Annotated in this window: 21 protein-coding genes; 13 read left to right on the top strand and 8 right to left on the bottom strand. The window is 62.3% G+C overall.

Going from position 1 to position 20,747, the window contains the following annotated elements:
• Positions 1 to 83: 83 nt before the first annotated feature.
• Positions 84 to 2,270, bottom strand: a complete 2,187-nt coding sequence (locus KUV45_RS02400; protein ID WP_222162195.1) for a malate synthase G — start codon at positions 2,268 to 2,270, stop codon at positions 84 to 86.
• Positions 2,271 to 2,720: 450 nt separating this feature from the next.
• Between KUV45_RS02400 and KUV45_RS02395 the strand changes: the two genes are divergently transcribed.
• From KUV45_RS02395 to KUV45_RS02370, 6 genes are all read left to right on the top strand, one after another.
• The gene (locus tag KUV45_RS02395; RefSeq protein ID WP_206942242.1) at positions 2,721 to 3,746 is read left to right on the top strand and encodes an alpha/beta hydrolase; all 1,026 of its coding nucleotides are present in this window, start codon (positions 2,721 to 2,723) and stop codon (positions 3,744 to 3,746) included.
• On the top strand, positions 3,731 to 4,291 hold the full coding sequence (locus tag KUV45_RS02390; protein ID WP_224851908.1) for a hypothetical protein: 561 nt from the start codon (positions 3,731 to 3,733) through the stop codon (positions 4,289 to 4,291). Before KUV45_RS02395 ends, KUV45_RS02390 begins: the two co-directional genes overlap by 16 nt.
• A 542-nt stretch (positions 4,292 to 4,833) precedes the next feature.
• Positions 4,834 to 5,490 carry a DUF2291 family protein gene (locus tag KUV45_RS02385; protein ID WP_222162196.1) on the top strand — a complete coding sequence of 219 codons (657 nt, stop codon included), beginning with the start codon at positions 4,834 to 4,836 and terminating at the stop codon, positions 5,488 to 5,490.
• Between the two features lie 26 nt (positions 5,491 to 5,516).
• Entirely contained in the window at positions 5,517 to 7,070 is a 1,554-nt protein-coding gene (locus KUV45_RS02380) for a sugar ABC transporter ATP-binding protein (RefSeq protein ID WP_222162197.1), read from the top strand.
• A gap of 24 nt (positions 7,071 to 7,094) precedes the next feature.
• The gene (locus tag KUV45_RS02375; protein ID WP_222162198.1) at positions 7,095 to 8,201 is read left to right on the top strand and encodes an ABC transporter permease; all 1,107 of its coding nucleotides are present in this window, start codon (positions 7,095 to 7,097) and stop codon (positions 8,199 to 8,201) included.
• A gap of 26 nt (positions 8,202 to 8,227) precedes the next feature.
• Entirely contained in the window at positions 8,228 to 9,187 is a 960-nt protein-coding gene (locus tag KUV45_RS02370; protein WP_224851909.1) for a D-ribose ABC transporter substrate-binding protein, read from the top strand.
• A 66-nt stretch (positions 9,188 to 9,253) separates the two neighbouring features.
• Here the strand turns inward: KUV45_RS02370 and KUV45_RS02365 are convergent, their stop codons facing one another.
• Both KUV45_RS02365 and KUV45_RS20245 read right to left on the bottom strand, forming a co-directional pair.
• Positions 9,254 to 10,759: a YifB family Mg chelatase-like AAA ATPase gene (locus KUV45_RS02365; protein ID WP_222162199.1), complete on the bottom strand. Its 1,506-nt coding sequence runs from the start codon at positions 10,757 to 10,759 to the stop codon at positions 9,254 to 9,256.
• A gap of 141 nt (positions 10,760 to 10,900) precedes the next feature.
• Complete coding sequence (locus KUV45_RS20245; RefSeq protein WP_224851911.1) at positions 10,901 to 11,275, bottom strand: accessory factor UbiK family protein; 375 nt, start codon at positions 11,273 to 11,275, stop codon at positions 10,901 to 10,903.
• A gap of 399 nt (positions 11,276 to 11,674) precedes the next feature.
• Between KUV45_RS20245 and KUV45_RS02355 the strand changes: the two genes are divergently transcribed.
• From KUV45_RS02355 to glnK, 3 genes are all read left to right on the top strand, one after another.
• Positions 11,675 to 12,013 (top strand): P-II family nitrogen regulator, encoded by a 339-nt coding sequence (locus KUV45_RS02355; RefSeq protein WP_206942240.1) that lies wholly within the window; start codon positions 11,675 to 11,677, stop codon positions 12,011 to 12,013.
• A 47-nt stretch (positions 12,014 to 12,060) separates the two neighbouring features.
• The gene (locus KUV45_RS02350; protein WP_206942239.1) at positions 12,061 to 13,311 is read left to right on the top strand and encodes an ammonium transporter; all 1,251 of its coding nucleotides are present in this window, start codon (positions 12,061 to 12,063) and stop codon (positions 13,309 to 13,311) included.
• Positions 13,312 to 13,501: 190 nt separating this feature from the next.
• On the top strand, positions 13,502 to 13,840 hold the full coding sequence (gene glnK, locus KUV45_RS02345; RefSeq protein WP_206942236.1) for a P-II family nitrogen regulator: 339 nt from the start codon (positions 13,502 to 13,504) through the stop codon (positions 13,838 to 13,840).
• 274 nt (positions 13,841 to 14,114) lie between these two features.
• On the opposite strand, the gene KUV45_RS02340 is transcribed toward glnK, so the two are convergent.
• On the bottom strand, positions 14,115 to 14,330 hold the full coding sequence (locus KUV45_RS02340; RefSeq protein ID WP_045993906.1) for a DUF3820 family protein: 216 nt from the start codon (positions 14,328 to 14,330) through the stop codon (positions 14,115 to 14,117).
• A gap of 139 nt (positions 14,331 to 14,469) precedes the next feature.
• On the opposite strand from KUV45_RS02340, the gene KUV45_RS02335 reads away from it, so the two are divergent.
• A complete protein-coding gene (locus KUV45_RS02335; RefSeq protein WP_222162200.1) occupies positions 14,470 to 15,105 on the top strand; it encodes an SDR family oxidoreductase in 636 nt (211 codons plus the stop codon).
• A 108-nt stretch (positions 15,106 to 15,213) separates the two neighbouring features.
• Here KUV45_RS02335 and KUV45_RS02330 read toward each other — a convergent pair whose 3' ends face one another.
• The gene (locus tag KUV45_RS02330) at positions 15,214 to 15,990 is read right to left on the bottom strand and encodes a ferredoxin--NADP reductase (RefSeq protein ID WP_045993904.1); all 777 of its coding nucleotides are present in this window, start codon (positions 15,988 to 15,990) and stop codon (positions 15,214 to 15,216) included.
• 204 nt (positions 15,991 to 16,194) lie between these two features.
• Between KUV45_RS02330 and KUV45_RS02325 the strand changes: the two genes are divergently transcribed.
• Complete coding sequence (locus tag KUV45_RS02325; RefSeq protein ID WP_206942223.1) at positions 16,195 to 17,121, top strand: LysR family transcriptional regulator; 927 nt, start codon at positions 16,195 to 16,197, stop codon at positions 17,119 to 17,121.
• Positions 17,122 to 17,174: 53 nt separating this feature from the next.
• Here the strand turns inward: KUV45_RS02325 and KUV45_RS02320 are convergent, their stop codons facing one another.
• Positions 17,175 to 17,603 carry a host attachment protein gene (locus tag KUV45_RS02320; RefSeq protein ID WP_206942221.1) on the bottom strand — a complete coding sequence of 143 codons (429 nt, stop codon included), beginning with the start codon at positions 17,601 to 17,603 and terminating at the stop codon, positions 17,175 to 17,177.
• Positions 17,604 to 17,872: 269 nt separating this feature from the next.
• On the opposite strand from KUV45_RS02320, the gene KUV45_RS02315 reads away from it, so the two are divergent.
• Entirely contained in the window at positions 17,873 to 18,373 is a 501-nt protein-coding gene (locus tag KUV45_RS02315) for a hypothetical protein (protein ID WP_206942219.1), read from the top strand.
• 19 nt (positions 18,374 to 18,392) lie between these two features.
• On the opposite strand, the gene KUV45_RS02310 is transcribed toward KUV45_RS02315, so the two are convergent.
• Both KUV45_RS02310 and hemE read right to left on the bottom strand, forming a co-directional pair.
• On the bottom strand, positions 18,393 to 18,725 hold the full coding sequence (locus tag KUV45_RS02310; protein ID WP_224851913.1) for a VanZ family protein: 333 nt from the start codon (positions 18,723 to 18,725) through the stop codon (positions 18,393 to 18,395).
• A 52-nt stretch (positions 18,726 to 18,777) separates the two neighbouring features.
• Positions 18,778 to 19,854 carry a uroporphyrinogen decarboxylase gene (gene hemE, locus KUV45_RS02305; protein WP_206942215.1) on the bottom strand — a complete coding sequence of 359 codons (1,077 nt, stop codon included), beginning with the start codon at positions 19,852 to 19,854 and terminating at the stop codon, positions 18,778 to 18,780.
• Positions 19,855 to 20,032: 178 nt separating this feature from the next.
• Here hemE and ribA point away from each other — a divergent pair, with 178 nt between their 5' ends.
• The gene (ribA, locus tag KUV45_RS02300; RefSeq protein ID WP_206942213.1) at positions 20,033 to 20,668 is read left to right on the top strand and encodes a GTP cyclohydrolase II; all 636 of its coding nucleotides are present in this window, start codon (positions 20,033 to 20,035) and stop codon (positions 20,666 to 20,668) included.
• Positions 20,669 to 20,747: the final 79 nt, after the last annotated feature.

Genomic DNA, 20,747 nt, shown 5'->3' with positions numbered 1-20,747 from the left:
CTTGCCACCAGGGCACAACGCAGCACCCCCGGAAACAGGGTTCCGGGGGTGCTGGTGATGCGCTCGACAACGTCTTGAGCGTCTTACTTCGCCTTGTGGACCTGGCGCCAGTGGTGCAGCAGCGGCTCGGTGTAGCCGGCAGGCTGCTCACGCCCCTTGAAGATCAGATCGCTGGCGGCCTGGAAAGCGCTGGAGTTGGCAAAGTCCGGGCTCATCGGCGTGTAGGCCGGGTCGCCTTCATTCTGCCCATCCACCACCTTCGCCATGCGCTTGAGCGTCTCTTCCACCCGCGCAGCATCCACTACGCCGTGATAGAGCCAGTTAGCAATATGCTGGCTGGAAATACGCAGCGTGGCACGATCTTCCATCAGGCCCACGTCATGAATGTCCGGCACCTTGGAAGCACCAACGCCTTGCTCGACCCAGCGCACCACGTAGCCAAGAATACCCTGGCAGTTGTTGTCCAGCTCCTGCTGAATCGCCTCATCGGACCAGTCCGCGGAGGTGACCACCGGTATCGTCAGCAGGGCCTTGAGCAGCTCTTCACGCTGCTCGCTTTCATCCAGTTCCTCGAGTTCGCGCTGCACCTGGGCCACGTCGACCTGGTGGTAGTGAAGCGCGTGCAGTGCCGCCGCCGTCGGAGACGGCACCCATGCGGTGTTGGCACCGGCCTTGGGATGACCAATCTTCTGCTCGATCATGGCCGCCATCAGGTCCGGCATGGCCCACATGCCCTTGCCGATCTGAGCACGACCACGCAGGCCACAGGCCAGTCCGACCAGCACATTGCTGCGCTCGTAAGCCTGGATCCAGTCGGCACCCTTCATGTCACCCTTGCGCAGCATCGGGCCCGCTTCCATGGCGGTATGCATCTCGTCGCCGGTGCGATCCAGGAAGCCGGTGTTGATGAACACCACGCGACTGGTGGCTTCATTGATGCAGGCCTTGAGGTTCACCGAGGTACGCCGCTCCTCGTCCATGATCCCCATCTTGAGGGTATGGCGAGCCATGCCCAGCAGGTCTTCGACGCGTCCAAACAGCGTGTTGGCAAACGCCACTTCCTTCGGACCGTGCATCTTCGGCTTGACGATATAGACAGAGCCGGTGCGCGAGTTGCGCGGCTGATCATCGCTCTTGTTGAGGTCATGCAGCGCAATCAATGAGGTCATGATGGCGTCGAGAATGCCCTCGGGCAATTCGTTGCCGTCAGCATCCAGCACGGCCGGGTTGGTCATCAGGTGACCGACGTTGCGCACGAACAGCAGCGAGCGGCCGGGCAGCGTCAGCTCGCCACCATCCGGCGTCAGGTACTGACGGTCCGGGTTCAGGCGACGGGTGAAGGAACTGCCGCCCTTCGACACCTCGGCCGTCAGGTCTCCTTTCATCAGGCCCAGCCAACTGGCATAGACCCCCACCTTGTCCTCGGCGTCCACCGCCGCAACCGAGTCCTCACAGTCCATGATGGAGGTCAGCGCGGCCTCGACGACCACATCTTTGACATGAGCCGGATCGGTCTTGCCGATGGGGTGACTGTCGTCCACCTGAATTTCCAGGTGCAGGCCGTGGTGGGACAGCAGCACAGCGCTGGGCGCAGCGGCATCTCCCTGATATCCCACCAGCTTGCCGGGCTCCTTCAGACCGGTCTCGCGTCCACCTTCCAGTGAGACGACCAGGTGGCCGTCGCGCAGGAAGTACTTCACCGCATCACGATGTGAGCCTGTGGCCAGCGGCGCCGCCTGGTCCAGCACATTGCGAGCGTAGGCCACCACCTTTGCCCCACGCTTGGGATTGAAGCTCGAGCCTTTCTCGCAACCGTCCTCCTCGGAGATCGCGTCTGTGCCGTACAAGGCATCATAAAGGCTGCCCCAACGCGCATTGGCCGCATTCAGGGAGTAGCGAGCATTGTTGACCGGAACCACCAGCTGCGGGCCGGCTTGAGACGCGATCTCGCGATCCACGTTCTCGGTAGTAACCTCGACCTTGGCAGGCGGGTCCACCAGATATCCGATGTCCTTCAGGAAGGCTTGATACGCCGCCATGTCACTGACCGGGCCGGGGTGCTCGCGATGCCAGGTATCAAGCTTGAGCTGCAGGGCATCACGTTCGGCCAGCAACTCACGATTCTCGGGCGCCAGGTCGTGAAAGATCGCGTCTACGCCTTTCCAGAAGTCCTCGGGATCAATACCTGTGCCGGGCAGCGCCTGATCATTGATGAACTGGTCCAGCTCGGCGGCCACCTGAAGGCGATGGCGAGTAATGCGTTGCGTCATGGGGTCTAGCTCCTCGTTGGGCCTTGGGTGCCCCCCTGGCACCATCCGGCCGGACAGGATGAAAGGTGACTGCTCCCGAAAGATTTTGTGGAAAATAATTCCACATGTAAACCCAAACGCTTCGTCTTTCCCCCAAGGCTAGACCAAAAGATAAGCCTGCGACGTAACCAATGATTAGGAAACAGTGGTGCCGAACAGGCGCAATCGCTAGCATGGAATGAGCAAGGATGCGTTAACAGGAAGGTTTTCAGGCCTGCCGATGGGCTGCCTCACGCTGTGCCGGACCAGATGGATGACGGCAACCACCGGCCCCATCTCGCTGTCTTACTCAGACAGGGACTGGGCAGGCAAGCGAGGGGCAGCGCGCTGGTGGCTCCCACCCAGCGTACCCGATGACTTTGTTGGCTTCGGGCTCCCGCCACACGGCCGCACCTTCCCGCGGAGGATGCCATGACCGATTACACCCCACTCGAAGACATCGAGACGCTGACGACCATCGTCAATCAGGGGGGCCGACTGTCCGCGGCTGGCGCCACCCCGGCCCTGGAGCAGGTGCTCGAACAGTACCTGTCGCACTATCGCCTCGATGCGATACTCGACGACCGGGTCACCCTGCATGCGGGCAATATCGAGACCCCGCGCTTTCGCCTATGGACGCAGGTCTGGCGTCCACGAAAGCCCAGGGGCACCGCTGTAGTGGTCCACGGTTATTACGACCACCTTGGCCTTTATCGGCATCTGCTCAAGCTGTTGCTGGAGCTCGAACTGACCGTGGTGCTGTGGGATCTACCTGGGCACGGCCTGTCCAGCGGTGAGCGTGCCGATATTGAAGACTTCGCGGACTATGGTGACTGCCTGCGCGCCCTTCAGCAGTACCTGGGGGACCATGGCCTCGCCTCTGGCCCCTGGATTGGGCTTGGACAGAGCACCGGAGGGGCGATCCTCGCCACCGACGCTCTGAGCCGCGGTGACGACGGCCACTGGTCTGCGCTGGTGCTGCTGGCACCGCTGGTCAGGCCCTGGGGGTGGACCCGGGCTGCATGGGTCCACCTGCTGGTCAGCCCATTCGTCGATAGTGTGCCAAGAAAGTTTCGCCCCAATACCAACGATGATGATTTCGCGACCTTCCTGCGGGAGCAGGATCCACTGCAGCCGGTCCGCTTACCTACTGGCTGGGTCACGGCCATGCGTCGCTGGATGCCGCGCCTGATGCAACTGCCGCCCTGTCAGCTGCCTACCCTGATCGTGCAGGGTAAAAAGGACATGACCGTGGATGGCCCATGGAATCTGGCCGTGCTCGGCAAGAAGTTCCCCCAGGCCACGGTGCATTGCCACGCCGAAGCGAGACACCACCTGGTGAATGAAGCCGAGGACATACGGCTGGAACTTTTCGAGGAAGTGCGTCACTTTTTGGAGCAACAGCTCAGCGCAGAGCCCCCCGTGAAAAGGATGTCACGACGATGCCCAGACGCCTGACCCAGAGTCGGTTCCTCCCCAACGTCTTTGCCCGCCCATCCAGCACCCGTCATCCTTTCAGCACTCTGCAATGGCTGACGTGGCTGGTGGCGCTCTGGCTCAGCGGCTGCGCGGGAGCGCCGGAGCGCCCCGATAGCTTGCGTCAGGCGCTGCTGGGACTTGGCCACCATGCCGCCGAGCAGGTCGCCCAGGCTCCTCCCCTGGCGGAGACGCCGCTGATCGATCAGGTGCTGCTGCTGTCGCCGCCCAATGTAGATGAACGGTTGTCATTGAGCGTCGCCCGCGTGCAGGAGAGCCTGACCCGCGGCCTGCTGGCCATCGACGATGGCCCCCAGGTACTGGACTGGCAACCCGGTGATACCCCCGCCGCGGACACCCAGCAGTGGCTGATCGATAGCCGTCTGATTGCCGATGGCCCGCGCCTGCGTCTGTCAGATCGAGAGCTGGTGCCCTATCGCTTTGAACTGCGCCTGAGGCGGCCTGGCGACGGCGCGGCACTGTGGTCGACTGTGCTGAATGGCGCCTTCGACGCCGACGCGCTGTAACCTTTCGACACGCGCAGCAGCACCCTGGCTGGTGGTTTCACCAGCGACCTCATGTTGCACCCAGGACCAGCTTGCTGGTCCTTCATCTGCTACATCCCTCCTCCTACCTCCCTCCCTGCCGCCATGCCCTCCTCATCGCTGACTGCTCTCACTTCTGCCGGCCTGCTTGGACCGCCGCGCTCTGCCGCTTCGATCATATGAACACTAAAAAGCACAGAAACAATCGTTATTTATTTCAATAGACGTTAAAAATACCAAAACATCCATGTGGCCATCTCGGAAATACTTATAAATCAACCGAATAAACACCACTGCTAAAGTCTAACCCTAAAAAGATGACACAAAAGCAGGCCGAGCTAGACTAAAGTAGCTGCATCATTTGATCTCTTGTCGATCAAATGACCAGAAAACGCATAACCATAACCACATAGCCACAATCGCATAGCCATAAGCACATCACTAAAGAGCCACACCGCCCGCCTTCCCACAGGTCTTTTAAGGCGTCTTCTCAGGCACATCGGCCACCACACTATGAGGCACCCATGAGCACATCGACCCTCACCAGGCCAACCACACGCCTGCGCAGGAAGAGAGGCAGGCTGTTCGCCGCGGGCGTCGCCACCTTGGCCATCATTGCCATGGCGCTTGATACCACCATCATTACCATCGGTTCCGAGCAGGACTCCCGTAGTGGGGAGTTTTCTGCCGAGCGCTTCGGCACCGAGCGCTTTCCCGAGATCCGCGACGCCGTACAGCGGCGTGCGGTCGATGCGGTCGAGCTGGCCTCCGCCATCGCCGAAGACAAGGCCGCAGCCAGCCAGGAATACGGTGTCATGGCCGGCATCGGGCCCGTCATGCCGGTTCGCTTCTCCGGTGTCGCCGGCGAGGCCAAGGCCGGCATCTACGAGGTCAGCGTGGCAGGGCTTCCCGCATCCCTGGTGGTGCGGGTGCAGACTGGCCCTGCGATCAATGGCACCGACCTGCGCGATGCCACCGGCGAGATCTCCTTTGGCCAGTTCACCAACCAAATCGAGTACCAGAACGCAGGAGCCGCCATCAACGGCGAGATGAAACGTCAGGTGTTGGCCGATATCGACGCCGCCAACCTTTCCGGCAAGACGGTGGACGTCGTGGGCGTGTTCAAGCTCATCAATCCCAACCACTGGCTGATCACTCCCGTTGCGCTGGAGGTGCGGTAATGGCCGCCAGCAATGAGTCCCCCGCCATGAGCTCACTCACCCCCTCTCCCGTCCACACCACTGGCAACCTCGGCGACGCCGTGCTGTCGGCGCGCAATGTCGCCAAGTCCTTCGGCAACGTGCACGCCCTCAAGGGCGTCAACTTCGATATCCATCGCGGCCAGGTGACCACGCTGTTCGGTGAGAACGGTGCCGGCAAGTCAACGCTGATGAAGATTCTCTCCGGAGTGATCCAGCCGAGTTCCGGCAGCATCCTGCTGGATGGCCAGCCCGTCACCTTTGCCTCGACCACCGATGCCCAGCAGCTCGGCATCTCGATCATCCATCAGGAGCTGTCGCTGGCGCCCAATCTCAGTGTGCGCGACAACATCTTCATGGGCCGCGAAATACGTGGGCCTGGAGGCATCGACTACGCCGAGGAAGAGCGCCAGACGCGAGCGCTGATGGACGAGCTGGACGAACCGATCGACCCCTTGACCCCGGTGGAGGACCTGCGCCTGGGCCAGCAGCAGATCGTCGAGATCGCACGCGCCCTCTCTACCCGTTCCCGCATCCTGATCATGGACGAACCCACCTCGGCACTCAGCGCCTCGGAGGTGGAGGTCCTGTTCAAGGTGATTCGTGACCTGAAGGAGCGCGGCGTCTCCATCGTCTACATCTCTCATCACCTCGAGGAAGCGCTCACCATCACCGACCATGCGGTGGTGCTGCGCGACGGTCAGATGACCGCCTACGCCGAGCGTCGCGACATCGACCTGGAGTGGATCGTTCGCCATATGGTGGGCGAGGGCTTCGACCTTGGCGCCCCTCCCGAGGGCTACGCCATGGGCAAGGTGGCCCTGTCGATCAGCGGCGTCAGCGTGGCCGATGCCAGCGTCCCCGAACGCTCGGCGGTGGATCAGCTATCGCTAGACGTGCGCGCGGGCGAGATCGTGTGCATCTACGGTCTGATGGGCGCCGGACGTACCGAGCTGATGGAAGCCGCTGCCGGACGCCTGCCACTGAGCGCGGGTCAGATCCTGCTCGATGGCCAGGACATCTCGGCGCTGGACATCGCTGCACGCATCGAGGCTGGCCTGGTGCTGGTGCCCGAAGACCGTCAACGCGATGGTCTGGTACAGACCATGTCGGTGGGCCAGAACCTGTCGCTGGCCAGCATCGGCGCCTTTACCCGGGGGCTATTTACCTCGCGACCGCGTGAACATGGCGTGATCAGCGAGTCGATCAGCAGCGTCCATATCAAGACTGACGGCGGCGACGCCGACATCGGCTCGCTGTCCGGTGGCAATCAGCAAAAGGTGGTCATCGGCAAGATGCTGGCCACCCACCCCCGCGTGGTGATGCTCGACGAGCCCAGTCGAGGCATCGATATCGGCGCCAAGGCCGAGGTGTTCAAGCTGCTCGCGGAGGGCGCCCGCCAAGGCCTGGCCGTCATCTACTCGACGTCCGAAGTCGGCGAATGCTTAAGCATCGCTCACCGCATCATCGTCATGACTCGTGGCCGCATCAGCGCGGAGTTCGACTCGAGCGTGACCAAGGAACAGATCATGGCTGCCTCAGGCGAGTCCGTGGCTGCCTGACCCGACCCCGTGGAGTTCACTCGCATGAAGCCAACCATCACCAAACCCCAGGGCGGATTCGACCTCGCCAAGATGCTGCTCGAGGGACGCGCCTTTTTCGCGCTGATCGCGATCATCATCATTTTCTCGCTGCTGTCGCCGGTCTATTTCTCCACCAACAACTTCCTGACCATGTCCTCCCACGTGGCCATCTTCGGACTGCTCTCCATCGGCATGCTGCTGGTGATTCTCACCGGTGGCATCGATTTGTCGGTGGGGTCGACCCTGGGGCTGTGCGGTGTGTTTGCAGGGTTTTTGATGCAGGGGGTGTCCTTCGAGATCTTCGGCGTGGTGGTTTACCCCCCGGTATGGGCGGTGGTGCTTCTGACCTGCGCCCTCGGCGCCCTGGTCGGAGTGATCAACGGCGTGCTGATCGCCTATTTCAAGGTGCCCGCTTTCGTCGCCACCCTGGGCCTGCTGTATGTGGCCCGCGGCGCCGCCCTGCTGATGACCGATGGCCTGACCTTCAACAACCTCGGTGGCAGCGCCGAACTCGGCAACACCGGTTTCGACTGGCTCGGCTTCAATCGCCTGTTCGGCATCCCCGTCGGGGTACTGATACTCGCAGCGGTGGCCACCGTCTGCATGCTGATGCTCAACCGTACGCCCTTTGGCCGCTGGATCTACTCCACTGGCGGCAACGCGCGCGCCGCCGAGCTGTCCGGGGTACCGGTCAAGCGCGTCCAGGTCACCGTCTATGTGCTGTCCGGCATCTGCGCTGCCATTGCCGGCCTGGTGCTGTCCTCTCAATTGACCTCTGCCGGCCCCACCGCCGGCACCACCTATGAGTTGACCGCCATTGCCGGCGTGGTGATTGGCGGCGCCGCCCTGACCGGTGGCCGCGGCAATGTCCGCGGCACCCTGCTGGGCGCCTTCGTCATCGGCTTTCTGTCCGACGGGCTGGTCATCATCGGCGTCTCCGCCTACTGGCAGACCGTGTTCACCGGCACCGTCATCGTCCTCGCGGTAATGCTCAACAGCATCCAGTACCGCGGCAAGAAGCGCGCCAACAGCGCGGATAGCGCAACTTCCATGCCCAAGAGCCCGTCGGCTCAGGGGCAATCCGCCGCCAAGCCGGCATCACACGCCTGACACACGACAATAAAGAAGGGACCAGCATGATCCTCACCAAAGGCAAGCGCCTGCTCATCGCCGCACTCGTGGCGACCGCCCCTCTACTGGCCGGGGTCACCCAGGCCCAGGACGCGGGACTGATCTCGATCATCGTCAACGACACGTCCAATCCCTACTGGTTCACCGAAGGCAAGGTGGCCCGGGAAACCGCCGAATCGCTGGGCTACCAGGCCCACGTGACCTCACACAATGGCGATACCAACACCGAAAGCAATCAGATCGATACCGCCATCACCAATCAGGCCAAGGCGATCATTCTCGACCCCGCCAACGCCGATGGCTCCATCGGCGCGGTGCGCAAGGCAGTGGATGCCGGCATTCCGGTGTTTACCATCAACGCCGAAATCAACCAGCAAGGCCTGGCCAAGGCCCAGCTGGTGTCCAACAACGCACAGGGCGCCGCCCTTGGTGCCCAGCAGTGGGCGCAACACTTCGCGGATGATGCCAAGTACGTGGAGCTGTTTGGCGCCCCCTCGGACAACAATGCCGCTACTCGCTCCAATGGCTACGAGACGGTCCTGAGTCAATACCCGAACCTGGAGAAGGTCGGCTCCGATGTGGCCAACTGGGACCGCACCCAGGGCTACAACAAGACCCAGAGCATGCTTCAGGCCAATCCGGACATCAGCGGCGTCATCAGCGGCAATGATGAAATGGCCCTCGGCGCGATTGCCGCGCTCAAGGAAGCCGGGCGTCTGGATGACATCGTGGTCGGCGGCTTCGACGGCTCTCCGGACGCCGTCGATGCGGTCAAGGCTGGCGAGATGGCCTACACCGTGCTTCAGCCTGTCGCGGTGTTCTCTGAACACGCAGTACAGCTGGCCGATGAGTACATTCGCACGGGAGACATCAGCCTCAGTGAGGAGAAGGTGCTATTCGACTGCCTGCTGATTACCCGCGAGAACGTGGCCCAGTACACCGCTCCCTTTGTGCTTGAGCAGTAGGCAGCAGCCCTGTCCGCGTGCCGTCGAAAGCCGGCGGCACGCGATCTCCCGGCGAGAAGCTCAGCACTAACCTCGCTTGAGCAAACGGTCCAGTTGGCGGTAGCCAATCGCCTCGATCAATTCATCATGCCCTGGTGCGTCCTTGGCGCCGAGATCGGCCAGGGTCAGCGCCACCCTCAGGACGCGATGATAGGCCCGGGCCGACAGTCGCAGGCGCTCCAGCGTCTGCGCCAGCCAGGCGCGCTCGGTGGCATCCAGGGCACAGGCGTTTTCCAGTGCCCTGCCCGATAAGCGCGCGTTCAACCCTCCTCGCGCCATTTGCCGCTCCCGCGCTGCCATCACCCGCGCCCGCACCATGGCGGTGCTTTCGCCAGGCTGCTGAGAGGTCAACTCTTCAACCGGCAGTCCCGGCACTTCGACCTGCAGGTCGATGCGGTCCAGCAGCGGGCCAGACAGCCGCGACTGGTAACGCTGAATCTGTGACGCCGTGCAGCTGCAGTCCTGGCGTGGATCCCCCAGGTGGCCGCAGGGGCAGGGGTTCATGGCAGCCACCAGCTGGAACCGAGCCGGAAAACGGCGCTCGTGACTGGCTCGGGTGATGTGAATCTCTCCACTCTCCAGTGGCTCCCTGAGCACTTCCAGCACCTGCCGGCTGAACTCAGGCAATTCATCGAGAAACAGCACGCCGCAGTGGGCCAGGGAAATCTCGCCGGGACGCGGCCTCGACCCGCCTCCCACCAGGGACACCGCGCTGGCAGTGTGGTGGGGAGAGCGAAAGGGACGACAGCCAAAGCCTTCTGACAATGGCAGCGCACAGACGGAGCGAATGGCCGCCACTTCCAGGGCCTCATGATCTTCAAGGGGAGGCAGGATGCCGGGCAGGCGACTGGCCAGCAATGTCTTGCCGGTACCTGGCGGACCGGCGAACAGCAGGTTGTGACCGCCAGCCGCCGCTACCTCCAGGGCGCGACGCGCTTGATACTGTCCGCGCACATCACAGAGATCCAAGGCTGCCTCAACCGGCATCGACGATGCTGCCGCAGTACACGTCTGTAGTGGCACCCGTCCACTCAAGTGGGCGATGACATCCAACAGATGGTCGGCGGGAAGCACCTCAAGGCCGCTGACCAGCGCAGCCTCCTGGGCATTGGCGGCAGGCAGGATCAATCGCCGCCCAGCCCGAAGGGTGGCCATGGCAAAGGGAAGCATGCCGGCGACAGGACGAAGCCGCCCATCCAGCGCCAGCTCTCCGGCACACTCGATGCCGTCCAGCGCCGCCGCAGGCAACTGCCCCGATGCCACCAGCAGTCCCAGCGCAATAGGCAGGTCGAAGCGCCCCCCTTCCTTGGGCAGATCGGCAGGGGCAAGATTCAGGGTGATACGACGCAGGGGATAGTCGAGACCACAGGTCGCAAAGGCACTGCGCACCCGCTCGCGACTCTCTCTGACGGCGGTTTCCGGCAGTCCCACCAAGGTCATTCCGGGTAGGCCGTTGGCCAGGTGCGCCTCGACCTGAACTTCTGGAGCATCCAGCCCCACCCCGGCACGGGTCGTGATGATGGCAAGCGTCATGGGCTCCCTGCCTGACGGCTGACGTTATGGCTGTCAGTAGACCACGATCATCGGCCCCTCGCCGCCTGCGCACGCCAGAAACAGCCGGGCCGGCATATCCCTATGCCGGCCCGCTACATTAGCCAAGTGCTCTGGTAGAGATCACGCCGATGGCGTTTCACCGCCCTTGGCCGCGCCGTCCTGTCCTTGGGTCGCAGGGGGTACGGGGATTTCGGCAGCCTCCTCGCTGACCGCGGGCGTTGCATCGGCACCTGTCTGACCCGCCGCTGCGCGCTCATCGACCAGGCTCTCTAGGGCTGCGACCTGTTTCTCGAGGGCCTCGACGCGTGAGCGGGTACGCTGCAGTACATCCATCAGGATGTCGAAATCTTCACGCGAGACCAGCTCCAGGCGGTCGAAGGCGCCACGCACTACCTGTTGCACGCCCTTCTGGATGTCTTCCGGGGCCTGAGAAGCGCCCTGCAGACGCTCTCCAATCTGCTGGGCTAAACGGCTGATGCGATCCTGACTGATCATGGGGCTCTCCTTGTGCATCAAAACGGCGACTCTATTGCCGACAGCATACGCAAGCCTGACGCCCAACGCATGTCTCTTGGCTGCCTACGTTGGCTACAACGCTGGCGGGCCAGGTTGGCTAACGACGACGGTCCTTCCCGCCGTCACGACGGAACGTCGCGCGCTCACTGATGGCGCACGCGCCTCAGCGCCAAGCACCAAAGTAGTGCATCGTCATTGATGCAGTGCCGCAATTTACCCCCGCTATGCAGCCTCCCGCATATCCAACACGCCCTCAATTAACTCCAAGTTCATGTAATAAAAGATATTAGGAATAAAGTGGCACATTTCCCGCTATGACAACGTATCCATGCACCGAGCGGAAACAAGCCGCCACCCATGCACGTAGGGAGCCATGCCATGAAACTGATCACCGCCATCATCAAGCCTTTCAAGCTGGACGACGTTCGTGAAGCGCTGGCCGACAACGGCGTCCAGGGCATCACCGTGACAGAGGTCAAGGGATTTGGCCGTCAGAAGGGCCACACAGAGCTCTACCGCGGCGCGGAATATGTCGTGGACTTTCTGCCCAAGGTCAAGGTCGAGGTGGCCGTCGACGAAGCTCGCCTGGACAGCGTGCTGGAAGCGATCTGCAACGCGGCCAACAGCGGCAAGATCGGTGACGGCAAGGTTTTCGTCACGCCGCTGGAAGATGTCATCCGCATTCGCACCGGCGAACGCGGTTCGGACGCGGTCTGATGTCCGCCCCTGCCCTGACTCCCGATAATAAATAGCGAGACACTCTCATGGTTGATATCAGTGAACTCAGCTACGCGCTGGATACCTTCTACTTCCTCATCTGCGGCGCCCTGGTCATGTGGATGGCAGCCGGTTTCGCCATGCTCGAGGCCGGGCTGGTCCGGGCCAAGAATACCGCCGAAATTCTGACCAAGAATATCGTGCTGTTCGCCGTGGCCTGCACCATGTATCTGCTGGTGGGCTACTACCTGATGTATTCGTCCGACGGTGGCGGCATCATTCCCAATCTGGGCTTTCTGATCGGCACTGAAAACAGCGTCGATGCCGTGCTGGCCGGTGGCGAAGATGCCCCCTACTACTCTGCTCGCGCCGACTTCTTCTTCCAGGTCGTGTTCGTGGCCACCGCCATGTCCATCGTCTCCGGTGCCGTTGCCGAGCGCATGAAGCTGTGGGCCTTCCTGGCCTTCGCTGTGGTCATGACGGCCTTCATCTATCCAGTGTCTGGCTACTGGACCTGGGGCGGCGGCTGGTTGTCTGAAGCAGGCTTCTCCGATTATGCAGGTTCCGGCATTGTTCACATGGCGGGTGCCGCTGCCGCCCTGGCGGGTGTGCTGGTGCTCGGCCCGCGTAAGGGCAAGTACGGCAAGAACGGCGCGATCTACGCGATTCCTGGCGCCAACATGCCGCTGGCCACACTGGGTACCTTCGTCCTCTGGCTGGGCTGGTTCGGCTTCAACGGCGGCTCCGAGCTCAAGGTTTCCGACGTCGCTTCTGCCAACAACATGGCCCAGGTACTGGTCAACACCAATGCGGCTGCCGCGGGCGGCGTCATTGCAGCACTGATCCTGGCCAAGATCTGGTTCCGCAAGGCGGACCTCACCATGGCATTGAACGGTGCCATCGCCGGCCTGGTCTCCATCACTGCCGACCCGCTGTCCTCCAGCGCCCTGGGCGCCACCCTGATCGGCGCAGTAGGCGGCATCCTGGTTGTGGTCGCCATCGTGGTGCTCGACAAGCTGCGCCTTGATGATCCGGTCGGTGCCATCTCTGCCCACGGTGTTGCAGGTATCTGGGGCGTCCTGGCGGTACCGCTGAACAACGCCGACGCCACTTTCGGTGCCCAGCTGCTCGGTATTGCCGGCATCTTCGCCTGGGTCTTCACCGCCAGCCTGGTCGTCTGGCTGATCATCAAGGCGATCATGGGTGTCCGTGTCAGCGAAGAAGAAGAATACGAAGGCGTCGACCTTGCCGAATGCGGCCTCGAAGCCTACCCCGAGTTTAACGTCGCCAAGAAGTAAGCCTGAGCTTACCCGCGACTCCAGTGAGCTGGCGTGCTCCACCTGGCCCCTTCGGGGGCCTTTTTTATTGCTGGTTGCCAGGGGTATGCTTTGTCACACTAGTCAGGTCAGGCGCAACGGCGCGCCGCCCACGGGTTAGCGACGGACATGCCGCACGCCGCCCCTACACGGACAGGATGAGGAAACCGCCATGAAACTGGTGACCGCGATTATCAAGCCTTTCAAGCTCGACGACGTGCGCGAGTCGCTCTCCGAGATCGGCGTTCAGGGCATTACGGTGACAGAGGTCAAAGGCTTTGGACGACAGAAGGGCCACACCGAACTGTATCGAGGCGCGGAGTACGTGGTGGATTTTCTGCCCAAGGTGAAGCTCGAAGTCGCGGTGGATGACAGCATGACGGAGCAGGTCATCGAAGCCATCGTGCAGGTCGCCAACACCGGCAAGATTGGCGATGGCAAGATCTTCGTTACCCCCCTCGAGCAGGTCATCCGCATTCGTACCGGAGAAACCGACAAGGACGCGGTCTGACCGGCGATGGCAGCTTTCTTTACGCCACTCCCCTGGAGCAGGTCATCCGTATTCATACGGGCGAGACCGACAAGGACGCCGTCTAAGCGAACCTTGAAGGGTGGCGGGTGGTCGCCAAAGGGCGATGGCAGCTTTCTTTACGCCACCCCCCTCGAGCAGGTCATCCGTATTCGTACAGGCGAGACCGACAAGGACGCGGTCTGACTAGACCGGCAGGGACGCCGTCATTGCGACGGCTTCCTGGGGATTCCCTCCCGATACAGCTCGCTACCGCTTACCCCCGGCGTCGCAACGGCTCCAGCAGGTCGCTCAGGCCGTTGTGGTCGATCTCGTGCATCAACGCCAGCAGACGTCCAATCTCTCCGGGGGGAAACCCGACCCGAGCAAACCACGCCAGGTAGGGCCCGGGCAGATCGGCGATCAAGGTGCCCTGATGCTTGCCGAAAGGCATCGGCAAGGTAACCAGGCGTTCCAGGTCCTGAGGATTCATCGCTGCTCCTGAGCGGGTGGGTAAGGGGAAGACGCACAGGGTACCGGCCTGCAGGCGGCGTCGCCATCGATTCGCTCCCCATTGAAAGTCTTCCCCATCGACGCCATGGTCATTCCCAGGTATCGACAAGGAGGACGACATGACCACACTCGTGATAGGTGCCAACGGCCAGATCGGCCGCCAGGTCTGCGCCATCGCTCACCGTCAGGGACATCCGATTCGCGCCATGGTCCGCCGCGCCGAGCAGCGCGACTGGTTCGAGCAACAGGGGATCGAGACGGTCGTCGCCGACCTGGAGGACGACTTCGCCGCCGCCTTCGATGGTTGCGATCAGGTGCTGTTCACCGCCGGCTCAGGTCCGAACACCGGGCCCGACAAGACACTGTTGATCGACCTCTACGCCGCTACACGGGTGGCGGACGAGGCCAGCCGCCTGGGGCTGGACCGCATGCTGATGGTCAGCGCCATGCGAGCCGAGCAGCCGCTGCAAGCGCCGGAGAAACTCAGGCCCTACATGGCCGCCAAGTTCGCCGCCGATGCTTATCTGCGCAGCAGCATGGTGGACCATGTCATCGTCAAGCCAGGCCGGCTCACCGACGACGACGCCACCGGCCGGGTGGCCACGTCACTGGACGAGACCGGGGGCAACAACCAGATATCCCGAGCCAACGTGGCCCTCGCCCTGGTCCATCTATTGGGGCAGAAAAAGATCCGTAACCACGAAACGGTGCTGCTGGACGGCGAACGCGAGATCGCCGAGGCGCTCGGCGACTGACCACCGCCACACCGGCCAGTCCAGGCAATTCAATCCGCCAGCTCCAACGACGACGCCGATGGCAAGTGGCCATCGGCGTCGTCGTTTACGGCGTCCTGTCGAGGTGCCTTACTTCTCCACGAAGGCACGCTCGATGACGTAGTCGCCGGGCTCGCCCATGCGCGGGGAAATATTGAAGCCGAGCTCGTCGAGCAGTGCGCTGGTGTCATCCAGCATGGCCGGGCTGCCGCAGATCATGGCCCGGTCCTGCTTGGGATCGATGGGCGGCAGGCCCTTGTCGTCGGTCAGCTTGCCAGTGCGGATGTGATCGGTCAGGCGGCCCATGGTGTGGAAGTCTTCACGGGTCACGGTGGGGTAGTAGACCAGCTTCTCGCTGATCTCCTCGCCCAGGTACTCGTGAGCCGGCAGCTCCTTGGTGATGAAGTCGGCGTAAGCCAGCTCATTCACGTGACGCACACCGTGCACCAGCACCACCTTCTCGAAGCGCTCGTACACTTCGGGGTCCTGAATCAGGCTCAAGAACGGCGCCAGGCCGGTGCCGGTGGAGAGCATGTAAAGGTTACGCCCAGGCAGCAGATCGTCGCATACCAGGGTACCGGTAGGCTTGCGGCTGACCATGATCTGGTCGCCCACCTGCAGGTGCTGCAGACGTGACGTCAGCGGACCATCCGGCACCTTGATGCTGAAGAATTCAAGGTGGTCTTCATAATTGGGACTTGCCACGGAGTAGGCACGCATCAGTGGCTTGCCATTGACCTCGAGCCCGATCATCACGAACTGGCCGTTCTTGAAGCGCAGGCTGCGCTCACGAGTGGTGCGGAAGGTGAACAGGGAATCGTTCCAATGGTGAACGCTCAGCACCTCTTCCAGGGCAAACTTGCTCATGCCAACTCCTTAAAAGCGTGGGCTTATACGTTTAAAGAATAAGCCTTGATATCAAATCTTGCGGATAATTCTAAGACCGGCCATATTATCTGTTAAATGAATTGTATGGATATGTCTTATCTATTTCTTTGATATAGGCAGTCTTCATCGGGAAATTTTGCTATCCGCGGCGGGTGCCTGATCCCCCCTCAAGGAGCCTCAACCATGCGCTACACCCTTCGCCAGCTGGAGGTCTTCGTGGCCGTCGCCCAGCACGAAAGCGTGTCTCAGGCAGCCCGCGCCCTGTCCCTGTCCCAGTCCGCGGCAAGTACCGCCTTGGCAGAGCTTGAGCGACAATTCGACTGCCAATTGCTGGATCGCATCGGCAAACGGTTAAAGCTCAATGCCCTGGGCTTCCAACTGCTGCCCAAGGCGGTGGCCTTGCTCGACCGCGCCGAAGAAGTGGAAGAACTGCTCCGGGGACAGCAGGGCATCGGTACTCTGGATGTGGGCGCCACCCTGACCATCGGCAACTATCTGGCGACCCTGCTGATCAGCGACTTCATGCAGCGACATCCCGGCAGCCGCGTCCGCCTGCAGGTACGTAATACCCGATCCATCATTGATGCGGTGCGCCACCACCAGCTCGACCTCGGCCTGATCGAAGGGCAATGTGAAGAAGATGACGTTATCACCCAGCCCTGGGTCGAGGATGATCTGGTGGTGTTCTGCTCACCCCGCCACCCCCTCGCCAACACGGGGCCAGTGGAACTGGACCGTCTGCTGAGAGAGCCCTGGATCATGCGAGAGGAAGGGTCAGGGACGCGCCTGACTCTGGAGCAGGCGGCACGTCATCGTCGTGGACGCTTTACCATCCTGCTGGAGCTGGAACATACCGAGGGGATCAAACGTGCGGTGGAGTCGGGCCTGGGGATCGGTTGCGTCTCACGACTGGCGCTACGCGACGCCTTTCGGCGTGGCAGCCTGACCCCGTTGCCCACACCGGAGCTGGATCTCAGTCGTCAGTTCACCTTTATCTGGCACCGGCACAAGTACCTCACGGCCGGCATGCGGGAATTCCTTAGACAGTGCCGCCACATGACAGAGGGCATCCAGCGCAGCGACCAGATCGATCTGCCCCAGATACCGTGACGGCGCCCCACGTCGCGCCGTGCCTGTTGAACGGCCGCGACGTGGGGCCTATTTCAGCGCAGATCATCCACCGCATCGCTGATACGCGCACTGTCTGCCTTGGTCAGGTCCTTGGACAGCGTGTGTATGACCAACTTGGCAGTCGGAGCATCGAGCTTATCGCGCAGATGACCAAGGAAGCGGGGGGGCGCTACCATGATCAGCTTCTCCATGCTGTTATCCACTCGGGCCTTGTACAACCGATCGGCCACTTCTCGTGCGAACAGTACTTCGTGGTGATGCGTTGCGACGTCCTCGCTACCCGCTTGGCGAGATGACGTTGCACTGGACTCATGAACATCGCCGCCCTTGTCGGTCACTAGATCCCCCTCATGCAGCCGGCCTTCGGCATGCACAAGACTCTCCAGCTCTTCAAACCGGCGCCCTTCACGGGTGAAAATCCGCGCCCGTGACGCATCGGCTACCACGATATAGGTCGTCATGATCAGTCCTCGCCTCCCTGAGCTCTGTCACTCCGGCACAATGACCGGTACAGAATCACCATGGCAACGGACCTCAGATGCGTCAACTGATGGTTTTCGGCGACACCTGCGTCGCCCATCTCGGACACTGACCACAAGGACACTATTTGGGGTAGGATGCAGCGACTTGGCCCGCCGGCGAGCCAAGTGAGCACACACTCTCCCCCGCCGAGCAAAGATTCATATCTGTGGATAGTCCAAAACGGGCTACCTGCTGGAGGACCCAGACCATGCGCCAGTTCCTGCTACCCCGCGCCCCCCTGGCCCGGCGCACCCTGCTTTGTTGCCACCTTCTGGCCCAACTCGGTGTTCTTGCTGCCGGCCTGTGGTGGCTGATACCACGCTCTCCATGGGTCACCATGTCGAGCTGGAGTGACAGCTGGCCACCTCTGGCCGTGGGCGCGGGGGTCACCCTGCTGACCATGCTGGCTTTGCGTCTGCTGGCGGAGCTGTGGTTACTGCCCCACCACCTGAGTGCCCAGCGCCCCGGCTTTGCGCCAGGCGCCGTAGTGACGCGCTCCTATGACCGGCGTCCGGCGGTACATGATGGCGACAAGGCCTGGACATCGCAGGCACGCTCCATCGAGGACGACGACGCCGTCGTCGGCAGCGCGCGGGTGACCCGCGAGGCCGAGCCCCTCGCCCAACGCAAGCAACGCGAGCCGGGGCTGGATTTCCATCGTGCCCAGCAGGAAGAGCCCGCCGGACGACGCCAGGAGCCAAGCCTCTAGCGCGCCGCCACAGCGGCTATCAGCGTCCTCGCCATAACCGTCGCCGCCATAGCCGTCGGCACTGACAGACGAGCAGTACGCCCAGCAGCGCACCTAGCGTGTTGGCCAGCATATCCCAAGGGTCTCCCCCCAGGCGGCCAGGCACCGGGATCTGCGCAAGCTCGATCAGCACCCCGTAGCCGACGGCCAGCCCCACCGATAGCCACGCCCTGTCACAGGCCAGCGCCACCAACGCCGCCAATCCGGCATACGCCAGCAGGTGGTTGGCCTTGTCCCATGGCAGGTCTTCGGGCAACTCGCTGGCCGGCATCAAACTGCCCCAGGCGATGACCGCCGCTAGCAACAACGCCATCCCCCACCACCCGCCTGAATGACGCGGGCGCTGGCGGGTGGCGCCACTAGCGTCAGCCTGTCGCGATGTTGGCATGGTAGGCCGGGCTCAATTCATGCAGCGCGTCCATAAAGGCAGTCACGTTGCTCGGGTCGGTAAACTGGTTGATCCCGTGGCCCAGGTTGAAGATGTGACCAGGCCCTTCGCCGTAGCTATCGAGAATACGGCCGACTTCGGCACGAATCGCCTGGGGAGTGCCAAACAACACGTTCGGGTCCATGTTGCCCTGCAAGGCCACCTTCCGGCCGACCCTGCCGCGCGCATTGGAAAGCTCTGTGGTCCAATCCAATCCCAGCGCATCCGCCCCGGTGTCCGCCAGGTCCTCGAGCCACTGCCCGCCATTCTTGGTAAACAGGATCACCGGCACCCGGCGGCCGTCATGCTCCCGCTCCAGTCCTGCCACGATCTGCTCCATGTACTTGAGCGAGAACTCGCGATAGGCCGGCGTCGACAGCGTCCCTCCCCAGGTATCGAAGATCTGTACCGCCTGTGCACCGGCACGAATCTGCGCATTGAGGTAGTCCGTCACGGCATCCGCCAGCGTATCCAGCAATTGATGCATGACGTCGGGGGTGGCGTAGAGCATGCTTTTGACGTGACGGAAGTCCTTGCTGGAGGCTCCCTCGACCATGTAGGTCGCCAGCGTCCAGGGACTCCCGGAGAACCCGATCAGCGGCACCCGACCATTGAGCTCACGCCGAATGGTGGAGACCGCGCGCATCACATAGTCGAGATCTCGCTCGGCATCCGGCGCCTGCAGTGCAGCCACGTCAGCGGCGGTCCTCACCGGCTTGCGGAACTTCGGACCTTCTCCAGTCTCGAAGTACAGCCCAAGGCCCATGGCGTCGGGGATCGTCAGGATGTCCGAAAACAGGATGGCGGCATCCAACGGAAAGCGTTCCAACGGCTGCAGCGTCACCTCACAGGCACGATCGGTATCGCGGCACAGGTCCATGAAGCTCCCGGCCTCGCCACGCACCCGCTTGTACTCGGGCAGGTAGCGCCCCGCCTGGCGCATCATCCATACCGGTGTCCGGTCCACTGGCTGCCGTGCCAGAGCGCGCAAAAATCGATCGTTCTTCAGTTCCATGCAGGCATCATCCAACAGGAGATTTGCCCGCATTGTACCGCAATGACTGGCTGACGAGAGGCCCCTGCGACCGTGTGTCGTGGCTTACCCGAGTGCTTCCCGTGAGCCGAGCGCGAGTTCCTGATAGACTAAACGCCCCCTTGACGGCCCGACCGTTGTCTTGACTTCGAGGTACCTCGTGACGATCCGCTTCATCGCCGCCTCCCGCCTACCCACTCCCTGGGCGACGTTCACCATGCATGGCTTCGAAGACGAAGCCACCGGCAAGGATCATATCGCTCTGACATTAGGCGATATCGACGATGGCGCCCCGGTGCTTGGTCGCGTGCATTCTGAATGCCTGACGGGAGACGCCTTGTTCTCGATGCGCTGCGACTGTGGCTATCAGCTGCAAGAGGCGCTCAAGCGTATCGCTCAAGAGGGGCGCGGGGTGATCCTCTACCTGCGCCAGGAAGGTCGCGGCATTGGTCTGCTCAACAAGATCCGCGCTTACCATCTGCAGGATCAGGGCGCCGACACGGTGGAGGCCAACGAGCGGCTGGGATTCGCCGCCGACTTGCGACGCTATGACCTGTGCGTCCCCATGCTCGACCACCTTGGCGTGCAAGGCCTCAAGCTGATGACCAACAATCCCAGAAAGGTCGATGCCCTGACCCAGGCCGGGGTGCAGGTGGTGGAGCGCGTAGCCCTGACCACCGGGTTGAATCCCCACAATGAGCACTACCTGTCGACCAAGGCTGGCAAGCTTGGACACATGATGGCCCTTGGTGATTTCACTCAAGCAGACGACGTGGACATCGAAAGAAAGTCCTGAGGTTGTAAGGAACCTGAAGGCGGCCCCGACAGAGGATCAAACGTCAACATGGCGTTCCATGGATTCCTACTGATGAGGT

Source organism: Halomonas sp. DP3Y7-2, from assembly GCF_019800795.1.
Classification (GTDB): Bacteria; Pseudomonadota; Gammaproteobacteria; order Pseudomonadales; family Halomonadaceae; genus Halomonas; species Halomonas litopenaei_A.
Note: the sequence above shows the minus strand (reverse complement) of the source record. Positions and strands in the feature narration are given on the sequence as shown.

Coding starts and splice junctions, on each gene's coding strand:
- KUV45_RS02325 (WP_206942223.1), top strand. CDS start 16,195: ATGCGCTACACCCTTCGCCAGCTGGAGGTCTTCGTGGCCGTCGCCCAG.
- KUV45_RS02375 (WP_222162198.1), top strand. CDS start 7,095: ATGAAGCCAACCATCACCAAACCCCAGGGCGGATTCGACCTCGCCAAG.
- KUV45_RS02400 (WP_222162195.1), bottom strand. CDS start 2,270: ATGACGCAACGCATTACTCGCCATCGCCTTCAGGTGGCCGCCGAGCTG.
- KUV45_RS02330 (WP_045993904.1), bottom strand. CDS start 15,990: ATGAGCAAGTTTGCCCTGGAAGAGGTGCTGAGCGTTCACCATTGGAAC.
- KUV45_RS02315 (WP_206942219.1), top strand. CDS start 17,873: ATGCGCCAGTTCCTGCTACCCCGCGCCCCCCTGGCCCGGCGCACCCTG.
- KUV45_RS02310 (WP_224851913.1), bottom strand. CDS start 18,725: ATGGCGTTGTTGCTAGCGGCGGTCATCGCCTGGGGCAGTTTGATGCCG.
- KUV45_RS02380 (WP_222162197.1), top strand. CDS start 5,517: ATGAGCTCACTCACCCCCTCTCCCGTCCACACCACTGGCAACCTCGGC.
- hemE (WP_206942215.1), bottom strand. CDS start 19,854: ATGGAACTGAAGAACGATCGATTTTTGCGCGCTCTGGCACGGCAGCCA.
- glnK (WP_206942236.1), top strand. CDS start 13,502: ATGAAACTGGTGACCGCGATTATCAAGCCTTTCAAGCTCGACGACGTG.
- KUV45_RS02320 (WP_206942221.1), bottom strand. CDS start 17,603: ATGACGACCTATATCGTGGTAGCCGATGCGTCACGGGCGCGGATTTTC.
- KUV45_RS02350 (WP_206942239.1), top strand. CDS start 12,061: ATGGTTGATATCAGTGAACTCAGCTACGCGCTGGATACCTTCTACTTC.
- KUV45_RS02390 (WP_224851908.1), top strand. CDS start 3,731: ATGCCCAGACGCCTGACCCAGAGTCGGTTCCTCCCCAACGTCTTTGCC.
- KUV45_RS20245 (WP_224851911.1), bottom strand. CDS start 11,275: ATGATCAGTCAGGATCGCATCAGCCGTTTAGCCCAGCAGATTGGAGAG.
- KUV45_RS02355 (WP_206942240.1), top strand. CDS start 11,675: ATGAAACTGATCACCGCCATCATCAAGCCTTTCAAGCTGGACGACGTT.
- KUV45_RS02340 (WP_045993906.1), bottom strand. CDS start 14,330: ATGAATCCTCAGGACCTGGAACGCCTGGTTACCTTGCCGATGCCTTTC.
- KUV45_RS02335 (WP_222162200.1), top strand. CDS start 14,470: ATGACCACACTCGTGATAGGTGCCAACGGCCAGATCGGCCGCCAGGTC.
- KUV45_RS02385 (WP_222162196.1), top strand. CDS start 4,834: ATGAGCACATCGACCCTCACCAGGCCAACCACACGCCTGCGCAGGAAG.
- KUV45_RS02370 (WP_224851909.1), top strand. CDS start 8,228: ATGATCCTCACCAAAGGCAAGCGCCTGCTCATCGCCGCACTCGTGGCG.
- KUV45_RS02365 (WP_222162199.1), bottom strand. CDS start 10,759: ATGACGCTTGCCATCATCACGACCCGTGCCGGGGTGGGGCTGGATGCT.
- KUV45_RS02395 (WP_206942242.1), top strand. CDS start 2,721: ATGACCGATTACACCCCACTCGAAGACATCGAGACGCTGACGACCATC.